This window comes from Bradyrhizobium sp. Kon69, from assembly GCF_055807515.1.
In genome coordinates this window covers 257,174-270,383 of record NZ_JBVVOS010000001.1, presented here as the reverse complement: position 1 = coordinate 270,383, position 13,210 = coordinate 257,174, and the positions used below count along the sequence as shown (strand labels likewise).

Sequence of the window (13,210 nt, the reverse complement as noted above, 5' to 3'; positions counted from 1 at the left end):
ATGCGGCGCTGCGCGACCGTGCCGGTTCATGGCTCCGAAAGCTATCTCTGGGCATATGGCGCCAAAAAGGGTGCGCCAATGCTCGGTTTCGTCTTCGGCTTGAACGCCCGGCTCGGGCGACTGCATTTCTTCCTCGCCACGGTTGCGCTTGCGATCGTGATGACGGCGATCTGCTTTGCAATCGCAATGGCCGTGCTGAACAACACCTCGCCCGGCGCGATCCGACCCGAAGACCTCACCAAGAGCTGGGCGATGATCGCCGCGATCGTGTTCTTCGGAGTTGCGACCTTCACGCTGCAATCCATGCGCATCCGCGACATCGGCTGGGATCCGGTCTGCGTGGTGCCTGCCTGGTTCGCGCTCATGATCGTCGACCATGTCGTCGCGGGCCGGTTTCCGGCCTGGGCGATCGGGCAGGAGCACCAGGCAACGGCGGTCGGCGTGCTCGTCAACCTCGCGCTGATGCTCGCGCTCATGTTCTGGCCGAGCGGCGACAGCGAGGGCTCCTACGGCGCTCCCCTCCCGCCGCGCACACGCGCGAACAAGCCTTCGCTATCGAACGAGCGCCTCGCGCGGGTGTCGCAGGGATCGTCGCGGCCGACTTGGGGCTAGACGAACGGCAGCTTAATGTTGCTGCGCTTCTCCAGCCATTCCGGCACCGGAAGGCTCTTGGCGCGCATGAAGTCCGCATTGAACAGCTTCGACTGGTAACGGCTGCCGGAATCGCAAAGCACGGTGACGATCGTCTTGCCGGGCCCGAGCTGTTTCGCGAGACGCATCGCGCCGGCGACGTTGATGCCGGTCGAGCCGCCGAGGCACAGGCCTTCGTGCTGGAGCAGTTCGTAGATCACCGTGACCGCTTCGGCATCGGGAATGAGAAAGGCGTCATCGACCTTTGCGCTCTCGACGATTGCGGTCGCCCGGTTGAGGCCGATGCCCTCGGTGATCGAGCCACCCGGCGTCGCCTTGGCATCGCCCGTTCTGAAATATTCATACATGCCGGCGCCGTGCGGGTCGGCGCAGGCGATCCTGACGTCCTTGCTCTTCTCTTTCAGGAAGCGGCTGGTGCCGGCGAGCGTGCCGCCGCTGCCGACCGAGCAGACGAAACCGTCGATCTTGCCGCCGGTCTGCTCCCAGATCTCGGGACCTGTGGACTCGTAATGCGCCTTCGCATTGTCGAGGTTGTTCCACTGGTCGGCGAACAGCACGCCGTTCGGCTCCGTCTTGCGCAGCTCATCAGCGAGGCGGCGGCCGACATGTTGGTAGTTGTTCGGATTGGAATAGGGCAGGGCCGGCGATTCCAGCAGCTCGGCGCCGCACAGCTTCAGAAAATCCTTCTTCTCCTGGCTCTGCGTCTCCGGGATCACGATCAGCGTGCGGTAGCCGCGCGCGCTGGCCACGACCGCAAGGCCGATGCCGGTATTGCCGGCGGTCGATTCCACGACGAGACCGCCGGGCTTGAGCTCGCCGCGCTTCTCGGCCTCCAGAATCATCCATTTGCCGGCGCGATCCTTCACCGACTGGCCGGGATTCATGAACTCGGCCTTGCCCAGGATGGTGCAGCCGGTCAGTTCGGAAGCGCGCTTGAGCTTGATCAGCGGGGTGTTGCCGATGGCTTCGACAACGTCGTTATTGATGGTCATGTCTGGGCAAATCACTGGCAAAGGGGTTGATCAGGTTGGCCAGAACCTAGTGCTTGGGAGGCCAAAGGGGAAGGCTTTTGCGCTGCGGCGAAACCGGCGGAAGTGCCCGTCGAAGCAGTGAAATTCTTGCGAGGGGCGATCGCCGATGATGCTGGGCTACGCGGCGCGACAACGGTAGGAAGATCGGGTCGGCCTCTGCCAAAACATGGAAGATTACGGCCGTCGTCCGCGCACTCGCGACACGCGTGGATAGCCTGCAGACATATGGGCACGATGAATGCCTATTGATTTACGACGCTAAACGACCTCGTGGACCGGCTCGGCCCGGCTTCGCGACCAGCTCTGAAGCCGGATTGCGAGCGGTACGGACGAATTAAAGCCATTGGCGTTGGTGTGGCGGCAATATCACATGAAATGTTGGTAAGCTTGAATGCGCTTCGGAACGGCCTCGAGATTCAAGAAGGCACTGCAGGACAGTGACTTTTTGCAATTTGTTCGCCGCTGGATCGTCGCACTTTGGGGGCCATCTCGCAACTGCGGGACTGTCCCGCTGTTCCACACCCGGCTAGTATGGGTGTCCGGTTCCGTAGAAAGCATCATCGCTGTGAACGAGTTATCCAACGCCTGCCGACTGTCCAGCCGCGAATCGGTTAATCCGGCTTCGCGGCGGCGGCTCGATCTGCCCGGCGGGGGGTGGATGTGACACAGGACGATCCTGCCGTCGCGGTGCGGCGGTCCCTAGGTTCCGCGTCCGCGACACGACGTGCGGCGCGCTGGCTTGCGGTCGCTTGCCTCGCCGCCGGCTCGGGCGCGTGCGTGCTGACACAGGATTTTCCTGATCCCGCGCTCGACGTTCCCACGCAGTACAAATACTCGGGCAAGGCGGATGCCCCGCCGTCGCTGGATTGGTGGCGCAGCTTCCGCTCCGCGGAGCTGACACAGCTGATGGAAGAGGCGCAGACCGTCAACCTCGACATTGCCGCCGCCGTTTCGCGCATCGTCCAGGCCGACGCCCAGGCGCGGCAGGCGGGTGCGGCGCTGCTGCCGAGCCTTTCCGGCACCGGGCAGGAGGCCTATTCGCGCACCTCCGGCTCCTCCGCCTCCGGGCTCACCAACGGCGGCCGTGAGGTCGTCAACTACCAGGCTTCGCTGAGCGCAAGCTACCAGCTCGATTTCTGGGGCCAGAACCGAGACGCCCTGCAAACGGCGGAAGAAACGGCAAATGCCAACCGCTTCGATCGCGACGTCGTTGCGCTGACGACGCTTGCCGGCGTCGCCAACGCCTATTTCCAGGTGCTGGCCTCGCAGGATCGCATCCGGACCTCACAGCGCAACATCGCGAGCGCACAGCGCATCCTCGATGCCGTCAGGGAACGGCGCAAGGCCGGCACCGGTGCCGACCTCGACGTTGCCCAGCAGGAGAGCGTGCTCGCAAACCAGAAGGCACTGGTGCCGCCGCTGCGCCAGACGCTCGACCAGAACGTCAATGCGCTTGCAGTCCTGGTGTCGCGGCCGCCGGAGAGCGTGCGCGTGCTCGGCGGCTCGCTGAACCGGATCGCTATACCCCGCGTGACGCCCGGCCTGCCGTCGGAGCTCCTGACGCAGCGCCCCGACATTCGCCGGCAGGAGGCGCAGCTCGCCTCGGCGACGGCGAATATCGGCAATGCCCGCGCGCAATTCTTTCCGACCATCCAGCTCACCGGCAATGGCGGCTATCAGAGCTCGGCCCTGGTCTCGCTGTTCCAGCCGCATGCGGCATTCTTCCAGCTCGTCGGCAGCGCGACGCAGCCGATCTTCGACGGCGGCAAGATCCTCGGCAATTTCGAGTTTGCCAAGGCGCGGCAGGACGAATTGCTGCAGACCTACCGCAAGACCATCATCCAATCGTTCGCCGATGTCGACAATGCGCTGTTCTCGATCAAGCAGACCACGATCAAGCTGCAATTGCAGCGTGATGTCCTGACCGCCTCGCGCCGCGCCTTCGATCTCTCCGAGCAGCAATTGCGCGCCGGCACCGCCGACATCGTCACCGTGCTCAATACCCAACTGACCCTGTTCCAGGCGGAAGACGCGCTGTCGCAGGCGCAACTTGCCCGCCTTCTTGCTATCGTCAGCCTGTATCAGGCGCTCGGCGGCGGCTGGGAGCCGAGGATGGAGAAACCGGTCAATGCTCTTTAAGCCGGATACGAAGCAGGGCGCGAAGGAGGGAACGGCGAAGACGTCGCGCGGCCGCGGCTTCGTCATGACCCTGATCACGCTGGCGATCCTCAGTGGGCTCGGCTACTACGGCTGGACCACCTGGCACCAGCAGCCGCAGCAGGCGAACGGTCGCAACCAGCGGCCCGATCTGCCGGTGCCGGTGCTGGCGGCGACGCCCCGCATCCAGGACGTTCCCGTCTATCTCGATGGCGTCGGCGCGATCCGCGCACTCAACACCGTGACCGTCCGTTCGCAGGCCGACGGCAAGCTGATCGCGGTCAATTTCACCGAGGGACAGGACGTCAAGAAAGGCGACGTGGTCGGCGAGATCGACCCGGCGCTCTATCAGGCGACGTACGATCAGGCCGTCGCCAAGAAGGCGCAGGACCAGGCCCAGCTCGCCAACCAGCGTATCGACCTCACGCGCTACGAGCAGCTCGCCGCATCCAATGCCGGATCCAAGCAGCAGGCCGACACCCAGCGTGCGCTGGTCGCGCAGACCGAGGCGCTGGTCAAGGCCGACCAGGCCGCGATCGACAATGCGGCGGCGACGCTGAGCTACACCAAGATCGTGGCGCCGATCTCGGGCCGCGCCGGCCTGCGCCAGGTCGATCAGGGCAACATCATCCACGCCTCCGACACCACCGGTCTCGTGGTGATCACCCAATTGCAGCCGATCGCGGTGTGGTTCAGCCTGCCGCAGCAGCAGATCATGCGGGTCAACGCCGCGGCGGCGAAGGGCGCGCTCGCGGTCGACGTGTTCGGCAATGACGGCCTCACCGTGATCGACACCGGCAAGCTCACCGGCATCGACAACCAGGTGGACCAGACCACGGGAACGCTCAGGCTCAAGGCCGAATTCCCCAACGCCAATTACCAGCTCTGGCCCGGCCAGTTCGTCAATGTCCGCCTCAAGGTCGAGACCTTGACGCAGGCGCTGGTGGTGCCGACCTCGGCCGTGCAGCGCGGACCGATCGGCACCTTCAGCTATGTCATCGGCGAGGACAACGTGGTTGCGGCCAAGCCGGTGACGGTGACGCAGCAGAACGAGCATGACGCCGTCATCGCCAGCGGCCTGTCGGCCACCGACAAGGTCGTCACCACAGGCTTTGCCAATCTGTCCGATGGCTCCAAGGTGGTCATCGGCCGCGACGACCAGACGCCGTCGGCCGATCTCGCGCCGCGCAAGCGCTCGCGCGGGCCGGATGGTCAAAAGAAGGATGGTGCCAAAGACGGCCAGAAGGACGGACAAGGCAAGGACGGCGAGTTCCGGGCCAAGCGCAAGAGCAGCGAAGGCGACCAGAAGGGCCAGACCGGACCGGCACCAGGGCCTCCGTCAAATCCGGGTGCATCGGGAAGTGGAGCCAAGCAGCCATGATCCCGACAACAGCCGCCTGAGCGGCAGGCGCATCCCATGGGCGTCTCCGAACCCTTCATCCGCCGTCCCATCGCAACCTCGTTGCTCGGCATCGCGCTTCTGATCGGCGGGCTGCTCGGCTATTTCGCGCTGCCGGTGTCCGCGCTGCCGCAGGTCGATTTCCCGACCGTGCAGGTGACGACGCAATTGCCCGGCGCGAGTCCCGACGTGATCGCTTCACTGATCACCGCGCCGCTGGAGCGGCAACTCGGCCAGATCCCGTCGCTGTCGGCGATGAACTCGACGAGTTCGTTCGGCGTCAGCCAGATCTCGCTCCAGTTCGATCTCAATCGCGACATCGATGGTGCGACCCAGGATGTCCAGGCCGCGATCAACGCCGCGGCCGGCGTGCTGCCGAAGACGCTGCCTTATCCGCCGACCTACGCCAAGGTGAACCCGGCCGATGCGCCGGTGATGACTTTGGCGCTACGCTCCGACACGATTTCGTTGCGGGCGATGAGCGACATCGCCGACACGCTTCTGGCGCAGCGGCTGAGCCAGATTTCCGGCGTCGGTCGCGTCTCGGTCCTGGGCGGGTTGAAGCCGGCCGTCCGCATTCAGGCGGATCTCGCGCGGCTTGCAGCCTATGGCATCGCCATGGAAGACCTGCGCACCGCGATTGCCAATGCCAACGTCTCGGGGCCGAAAGGCTCGCTCGACGGCGCGCAGCAATCCTACATCATCGCCGCCAATGACCAGATCGCCGCCGCCGACGCCTACAAGCCTGTCATCATCGCCTACCGCAACGGCTCCCCCGTCACCATCGCCGACGTCGCGCAGATCGTCGATGGCCTCGAGAACGACCGCACCGGCGGCTGGTATCAAGGCTCGCCCGCCGTCATCATCGACATCCAGCGTCAGCCCGGCGCCAATGTGATCGACGTCGTCAGCCAGATCCGGGCGGAAATCCCAAAGGTCCAGCGCGCTATTCCGGCCGGCGTGAACCTCACCATCGTCTCCGACCGCACCGTCACCATCCGTGCCTCGGTCCGCGACGTGCAGTTCACGCTGATCCTGAGCGTCGTGCTGGTGACGCTGGTGGTGCTGCTGTTCCTGCGTTCGCTGCGCGCCACGCTGATCGCCGGCGTGGCATTGCCGCTGTCGCTGATCACCAGCTTCGGGATCATGTATTTCGCCGGCTTCAGCCTCGACAATCTGTCGCTGATGGCGCTCACCATCGGCACCGGCTTCGTCGTCGACGACGCCATCGTGATGATCGAGAACATCGTCCGCCACATGGAAAACGGCGACAGCGCGATGGAGGCTTCGCTGAAGGGCGCCAGCGAGATCGGCTTCACCGTGATCTCGCTGACGGTATCACTGATCGCGGTGTTCATCCCGCTGCTGTTCATGTCGGGCCTTGTCGGCCGCATGTTCCGCGAATTCGCGCTGACGCTGACGATCGCTGTCGTGACCTCCGCCGTGGTGTCACTGACGCTGACGCCGATGATGTGCTCGCGCCTGCTGAAGCATGCCCATGAAGAGCTGGCAGTGCCGGGTCTTGCCGCGGTCAGCCGCTTCATCGACCGCACCGTCGAGTTCTATCACCGCACGCTGCTCTGGGTGCTGGAGCGCCAGCGGGCGACGCTGGTCGTGACCTTCGCCACGCTGATTGCGACCCTGGCGCTCTATGTCGTCGCGCCAAAGGGCTTCCTGCCGCTGCAGGACACCGCCTCGATCACGGCGGTGACGGAGGCCGGTCCGGACGTGTCGTTCGCGGAGATGCAGAAGCGGCAGGCCGACGCGGCCGACGCCATCAAGGCCGACCCTGATGTAACAGGTGTGGTCTCGGTGATCGGTGCAGGCTCGGTCAATCCGACCACCAATGTCGGCCGTCTTGTCATGACGCTGAAACCTCGCGGCGAGCGGCGCGACGATGTCAGCGTCGTCATCACCCGGCTGAAGGAGCGGGTGGCCGCCATCCCCGGCATGACCGTCTACTTCCAGCCGGTACAGGACGTGCAGATCTCGACCCAGTCGAGCCGCTCGCAATACCAGTACACACTGACCGGCACCGACGCCGCCCTGGTGTCGGAATGGGCGCGCAAGCTGGTGGCCGAGATGCGGCGCGATCCGCTGTTCCGCGACGTCTCCTCGGAGGCGCAGGAAGGCGGCCTGCGGGCGCAGCTCACGGTCGATCGCACCCGCGCCGGCCAGCTTGGCGTCAGCCTCCAGGGCATCACCGACACGCTCAACGACGCCTTCGCGCAGCGCCAGATCTCGACCATCTACGGCCAGGCCAACCAGTACCGCGTGGTGCTGGAAGCGCTGCCGATGTACCAGCGCGATCCCTCGATCCTGTCGAAGCTCTATCTGCCGGGCGCGGCGAGCGCGACCGCCGGCGCGCCCAACGCACAGGTGCCGCTCTCCGCCGTGGCGACGCTGACCCGCACCACCGCGCCGCTAGCGATTTCGCACCAGGCGCAATTCCCGTCGATCTCGCTCAGCTTCAATCTCGCCCCGGGCGCGGCGCTCGGCGACGCCGTCGAGGCCGTGAAGACCATCGAGACCCGGATCGAGATGCCCAACAGCATCGTCGGCGTCTATGCCGGCGACGCCGCCGAATTCGCCAAGGCGCTCGCGGGCCAGCCCTGGCTGCTGCTCGCCGCCGTTATCACGATCTACATCGTGCTCGGCGTGCTCTACGAGAGCTACATCCACCCGATCACGATCCTCTCGACGCTGCCCTCGGCCGGCGTCGGCGCCATCCTAGCGCTGATGCTGTGCGGGCAGGACCTCTCGGTGATCGGGTTGATCGGCATCATCCTGTTGATGGGCATCGTCAAGAAGAACGCGATCATGATGATCGACTTCGCGCTCGAGGCCGAGCGCGGGCAGGGGATGCCGGCGCAGGAGGCGATCGTGCAGGCCTGCCTGCTGCGCTTCCGCCCGATCATGATGACGACGCTGGCCGCGCTGTTCGGCGCGCTGCCGCTGGCGATCGAGAGCGGCACCGGCGCCGAGCTGCGCTTTCCGCTCGGCATCTCCATCATCGGCGGCCTGCTGCTCAGCCAATTGCTCACGCTCTACACCACCCCGGTGATCTACCTCGCACTCGACCGCATCAACCGCCGCCTCGAGCAGGCGCTGCCGCCTGCGGAGTCCGGCGGGCCGCCGGTCGCGGGCGCGACCGAGGGGATGCAGTGATGGCATCGATCTCGGAGCCCTTCATCCGCCGCCCGGTCGCGACCACGCTGCTGTCGATCGGGTTGTTCCTGCTGGGTATCGTGGCCTACGAGTTCCTCCCGGTCGCCTCGGTCCCGAACATCGATTTTCCCGCAATCTTCGTCTCGGCGAGCCGGCCGGGGGCCGATCCGTCGGTGATGGCGGCGACGGTGGCGTCGCCGCTGGAGCGCCGGCTCGGCGAGATCGCGGGCATCAACCAGATCACCTCGACCTCGTCGCTCGGCGTCTCCAACATCCAGCTCCAGTTCGACATCGGCCGCAACATCGACAAGGCCGCGCGCGACGTGCAGGCCGCGATCAACGCCGCGCTGGTCGATCTGCCCAGCGATCTGCCGACGCTGCCGCGGTTCCGCAAGGCGAACACCGCAGGCGCCCCGGTCTTCGTGCTGGCGCTGACCTCAAAGACCCTTGCTGCGAGCGCGATCTACGACGTGGCCGACACCGTGCTGGCCCAGCGCATCTCGCAGGTGCCGGGCGTCGGCAACGTGACGATCAGCGGCGCGGACCAACCGGCGGTACGCATTCAGCTCAATCCCGTGGCGCTGTCCAACGCCGGCATCGCCACCGACGACGTGCGGACTGCGATCATCAGCGCCAACCCGCTCGGTCCGGTCGGCATCTTCAACGGCGAGCGCCAGAGCGAAACGCTGTCGCTCAACAGGCAGATGCGGACCGCGAAAGAGTTCCGCGACATCGTCATCAAGAGCTCGAACGGCAATTTCGTCCGGCTGGCCGACGTCGCTGACATCGAGGACTCCGTCCGTAACGCCCGTTCCATCGCCTGGTTCAACAAGCAGCCGGCGGTGCTGATCCAGATCACCAAGCAGGGCGACGCCAACGTCATCGACACCGTGGACAGGGTGAAGGCGCTGATCCCGGACCTGAAGCAGTGGATTCCGGCCGGCGTGGATGTTTCCACCCTGGTCGACCGCACCAGCACGATCCGCGCCAGCGTGCTGGACATGCAATGGACGCTGCTGGCGACCGCCATTTTGGTGATGGTCGTCGTGTTCGTGTTCCTGCGACGGCTCACGCCGACGATCGCGGCCGGAATCTCCGTGCCGCTGGCGCTGGCCGGGACCTGCGCCGGGATGTGGGTCGCGGGCTTCTCGATCGACAATCTGTCGCTGATGGCGCTGGCGATCTCGGTCGGCTTCGTGGTCGACGACGCCATCGTCATGATCGAGAACATGTATCGCAATCTCGAGCACGGCATGCGGCCGCTCCAGGCGGCGCTCGAAGGCGCCCGGCAGATCGGCTTCACCGTGGTGTCGATCAGCCTGTCGCTGATCGCCGCCTTCACGCCCTTGATCTTCATGGACGGCATCGTCGGCCGTCTGCTGCGCGAATTCTCGTTGACGCTGACCTTCGCGATCCTGGTCTCGACGCTGGTGTCGCTGACGGTCACGCCGATGATCTGCGCCCACTATATCAGGCAGACCACGTCGGGATCCGCCACGCTGTTCGATCGGGTCATCGAGGGCTCGCTGACCCGCATCGTCGCCTTCTACACCCGCACCCTGCGCACTGTGCTGGAGTTTCCACTGCTGACGCTTTTGGTGTTCTTTGCCACCATCGGCCTCACCGTGGTGCTCTACATCAAGGTCCCCAAGGGCTATTTCCCGACCGACGATTCCGGTTTCGTCATCGGCGCGACGCGCGCCTCGGCCGACATCTCGTTCCAGTCGATGCTGAGCCTCCAGCAGCGGCTCGCCGATATCGTGATGCAGGATCCGGCGGTGGCCGGCATCGGCTCGATGGTCGGCGGTGGCGGGGGCCCGGGCGCTCCGACCTCGAACCGCGGCACCATGTTCATCAGCCTGAAGCCGCCGGAGGAGCGCGACCACGTCTCGACCCAGGTGGTGATCGACCGTCTCAGGCGGGCGTTGTACCCGGTGCCCGGCATCCGCCTGTTCATGTTCGCTGCCCAGGATGTGCGCGCCGGCGGACGGCAGAGCGATTCCGACTACCAGTACACGCTAACCAGCACCGACCTCGGCCTGTTGCAGAAGTGGGCGCCGATCGTGGCCAAGCGCATGGAGAGCGTCGAGGGCATCACCGACGTCTCCAGCGACCGCGATCCCGGCGGGCTTCAACTGACCTTGTCGATCGACCGTCAGAAGGCCTCGGCGCTCGGCGTCCGCGTCCAGGATATCGACAACGCGCTCAACAACGCGTTCTCGCAGCGGCAGATCGGGATCATCTACACCCAGCGCAACCAGTACATGACTGTGCTGGAGATCGACCCCAAATTCCAGGTCGACCCGTCCAACCTCGAACGCATCTATGTCGCCGGCGCGGGCGACGCGCAGGTGCCGCTGTCGGCCGTGGTGCATGCGACGCGCGGGCTGGCCGCGCTCGCGGTCTATCATTCGCAGTCGTTCCCATCGACCACGGTGTCGTTCAACCTGTTGCCGGACGTGCAGATCCAGGCCGCAACGCAGAACATCCAGCGCGCTGTCGAGGAACTGCACATGCCGGAGGGCATTCGCGGCAGTTTTGACGGCAATGCCGGGGACTTCGCCAAGACCAGCGGCCGCCAGCCGCTCCTGATCCTCGGCGCGCTGGTGGCGATGTATATCGTGCTCGGCGTGCTCTATGAGAGCCTCGCCCATCCGCTCACGATCATCTCGACGCTGCCCTCGGCGGGCCTCGGCGCGCTGCTGGCCCTGCAGCTCACCAACACGCCACTGACGGTGATCGCCTTCGTCGGCATCATCCTGTTGATCGGCATCGTCAAGAAGAACGGCATCATGATGGTGGATTTCGCGCTCGATGCCGAGCGCCAGCGCGGCCTGTCGTCGGCGGAGGCGATCTTCGAGGCCTGCCAGGCGCGCTTCCGGCCGATCCTGATGACGACGATGGCGGCATTGTTCGCCGGCATTCCGCTGGTGGTCGCGACCGGGCCCGGCACGGAGCTGCGCCGTCCGCTCGGCATCACCATCATCGGCGGCCTGTTCGTCTCGCAGATCCTGACGCTCTACACTACGCCCGTGATCTACCTGCTGATCGACCGCCTGCGCCGACGGCGCGAGCCGCGCCCGCTGGCTGCGCCGGCGGAATAGGCGGGTTGTTGAACCGCCCTGCAGAGCGTATAGCGGCGACCATGTCGAACCCCACCGCCGCCGCGCCGGCCGATCCGATCCCCGAATGCCTACACTGCCAGAAGCCGATGCCGCTGTGCATCTGCGACAGCGTCACGCCGCTTAAAAACCGCCTTGGACTCCTGATCCTTCAGCATCCGCAGGAGCAGGACAGGGCGCTCGGCACCGCCCGGCTGCTTGCGAAGCATTTCGCCGGTGCCACGCTGCGGGTCGGCCTGTCCTGGCCGAGCCTGTCCAAGGCGCTGGGGCAGCCGATCGAGAACGCCTCGCACTGGGCCGTGCTCTATCTCGGCTCGGCCCACGCCGCCGATCTCGAGGCCGAGGGCGAAATCCTGGCCCTCAACCGCAAGGGCGAGGTCGCGGACAACCAGCGCGCGCGCCTCGGCAAGCTCGAAGGTGTGGTGCTGCTCGACGGCACCTGGAGCCAAGCCAAGGCCCTGTGGTGGCGCAACCCCTGGATGCTGAAATGCCAGCGCGTCATCCTGAACCCGGCCGCGCCCTCGCGCTACGGGCGCCTGCGCAAGGAGCCTCGGAAGGACGGACTGTCGACCATCGAGGCCGCAGCGACGATCCTCTCCACTCTGGAGAAGCGCCCGGACATCGCTGAGACGCTGAATGCCTGTTTCGAACGGATGTTAACCCGCTACCGTGAGGTTCAGACCGAGATGCCCGAATTGGCGCCAAAGCCGCCGGTCAAGGACCGCCGGCGCGGTGTCCGGCGGGGTAAGCGAGCCTGAGTCCGGTCCGGATCATCCGTACGACCGATTGTCCCGCGAGAGGCGGGCGGATAGAGACCATCGGCCAACAGGCCGCGATCTGCTATCCTGTCGCACCATCGGAACGCCGGAAACGGAAGGGGCCGTCGCATTCAGCTTGCAGCCAAGGAGATCCTTGCCCAGGCGGCGCGGTTCGATCGTTGGGGCACGCTTGCCCTGATGGACATTTCGCTGCGCTACCGGCGCACCGTGATCGGCCCGCTCTGGATCACGCTGACGCTCGCTGCGACCATTGCCAGCGTCGGCACGGTCTATGCGGCACTGTTCAGGCAGGACATCGCGAACTTTCTGCCGACTTTCGCCGTCGGCCTGATCGTCTGGACGCTGATCGCGACCACGCTCCAGGAAGGTTCCAACATCTTCGTGGCATCAGGCCATTTGATCAAGGCCGTGCCGGCGCCGCTGATCGTGCATGTGCTCCAGATGATCGCGCGCAACGTCCTCATCTTTGCGCATCATCTGGTGATCGTCGTCCTGCTCTATCTCGTGATGCCGTGGCCGCTGCATGCGAGCATGCTGCTCGCGGTGCCGGGCATTGCGATCCTGCTCGTCGTGCTGCTCGGCGGCTCGGTTGCGCTCGGCATGCTCTGCGCGCGGTTTCGTGACATCGGCTCGGCGATCGTTAGCGGCCTGCAATTCGTATTCTTCCTGACGCCGATCATCTGGACCGAGGACACCGTGCGCGGCACCGCGTTTTATTGGCTGATCCGCGCCAATCCGTTTGCAACGCTGCTCGATCTGGTGCGCAGGCCGCTATTGTCGCAGCCGACCGATGCGGCGCAATGGCTGCTCGGGATCATCTATGCGACCATCATCGCCATCATCAGCCTCGGCTGCTACGCAAAATACCGCCATCGCGTGGCCTATTGGCTGTGAGGTGCGAGA

General features: G+C 65.5%; 8 protein-coding genes. 7 read left to right on the top strand and 1 reads right to left on the bottom strand.

Annotation, left to right across the window (positions count from 1 at the left end; genetic code table 11):
• The first annotated feature begins 78 nt into the window (after positions 1 to 78).
• A complete protein-coding gene (locus AC0L3U_RS01325) occupies positions 79 to 612 on the top strand; it encodes a DUF805 domain-containing protein (RefSeq protein ID WP_473350269.1) in 534 nt (177 codons plus the stop codon).
• Here the strand turns inward: AC0L3U_RS01325 and AC0L3U_RS01320 are convergent.
• Complete coding sequence (locus AC0L3U_RS01320; RefSeq protein ID WP_473360394.1) at positions 609 to 1,643, bottom strand: cysteine synthase A; 1,035 nt, start codon at positions 1,641 to 1,643, stop codon at positions 609 to 611. The genes AC0L3U_RS01325 and AC0L3U_RS01320 overlap by 4 nt on opposite strands.
• Before the next feature lie 693 nt (positions 1,644 to 2,336).
• On the opposite strand from AC0L3U_RS01320, the gene AC0L3U_RS01315 reads away from it, so the two are divergent.
• The 6 genes from AC0L3U_RS01315 (at position 2,337) to AC0L3U_RS01290 (ending at position 13,201) form a co-directional block, all read left to right on the top strand.
• Positions 2,337 to 3,821: an efflux transporter outer membrane subunit gene (locus AC0L3U_RS01315; RefSeq protein WP_473360393.1), complete on the top strand. Its 1,485-nt coding sequence runs from the start codon at positions 2,337 to 2,339 to the stop codon at positions 3,819 to 3,821.
• On the top strand, positions 3,811 to 5,220 hold the full coding sequence (locus tag AC0L3U_RS01310; RefSeq protein WP_473360392.1) for an efflux RND transporter periplasmic adaptor subunit: 1,410 nt from the start codon (positions 3,811 to 3,813) through the stop codon (positions 5,218 to 5,220). Before AC0L3U_RS01315 ends, AC0L3U_RS01310 begins: the two co-directional genes overlap by 11 nt.
• 36 nt (positions 5,221 to 5,256) lie before the next feature.
• Positions 5,257 to 8,406: an efflux RND transporter permease subunit gene (locus AC0L3U_RS01305; RefSeq protein WP_473360391.1), complete on the top strand. Its 3,150-nt coding sequence runs from the start codon at positions 5,257 to 5,259 to the stop codon at positions 8,404 to 8,406.
• Positions 8,406 to 11,510, top strand: a complete 3,105-nt coding sequence (locus AC0L3U_RS01300) for an efflux RND transporter permease subunit (RefSeq protein ID WP_473360390.1) — start codon at positions 8,406 to 8,408, stop codon at positions 11,508 to 11,510. Before AC0L3U_RS01305 ends, AC0L3U_RS01300 begins: the two co-directional genes overlap by 1 nt.
• 41 nt (positions 11,511 to 11,551) lie before the next feature.
• Positions 11,552 to 12,286, top strand: a complete 735-nt coding sequence (locus tag AC0L3U_RS01295) for a tRNA-uridine aminocarboxypropyltransferase (protein WP_473360389.1) — start codon at positions 11,552 to 11,554, stop codon at positions 12,284 to 12,286.
• A gap of 198 nt (positions 12,287 to 12,484) precedes the next feature.
• Positions 12,485 to 13,201: an ABC transporter permease gene (locus AC0L3U_RS01290; RefSeq protein ID WP_473360388.1), complete on the top strand. Its 717-nt coding sequence runs from the start codon at positions 12,485 to 12,487 to the stop codon at positions 13,199 to 13,201.
• The last annotated feature ends 9 nt before the right edge of the window (positions 13,202 to 13,210 follow it).

Coding starts and splice junctions, on each gene's coding strand:
- AC0L3U_RS01325 (WP_473350269.1), top strand. CDS start 79: ATGCTCGGTTTCGTCTTCGGCTTGAACGCCCGGCTCGGGCGACTGCAT.
- AC0L3U_RS01320 (WP_473360394.1), bottom strand. CDS start 1,643: ATGACCATCAATAACGACGTTGTCGAAGCCATCGGCAACACCCCGCTG.
- AC0L3U_RS01310 (WP_473360392.1), top strand. CDS start 3,811: ATGCTCTTTAAGCCGGATACGAAGCAGGGCGCGAAGGAGGGAACGGCG.
- AC0L3U_RS01305 (WP_473360391.1), top strand. CDS start 5,257: ATGGGCGTCTCCGAACCCTTCATCCGCCGTCCCATCGCAACCTCGTTG.
- AC0L3U_RS01300 (WP_473360390.1), top strand. CDS start 8,406: ATGGCATCGATCTCGGAGCCCTTCATCCGCCGCCCGGTCGCGACCACG.
- AC0L3U_RS01295 (WP_473360389.1), top strand. CDS start 11,552: ATGTCGAACCCCACCGCCGCCGCGCCGGCCGATCCGATCCCCGAATGC.
- AC0L3U_RS01290 (WP_473360388.1), top strand. CDS start 12,485: ATGGACATTTCGCTGCGCTACCGGCGCACCGTGATCGGCCCGCTCTGG.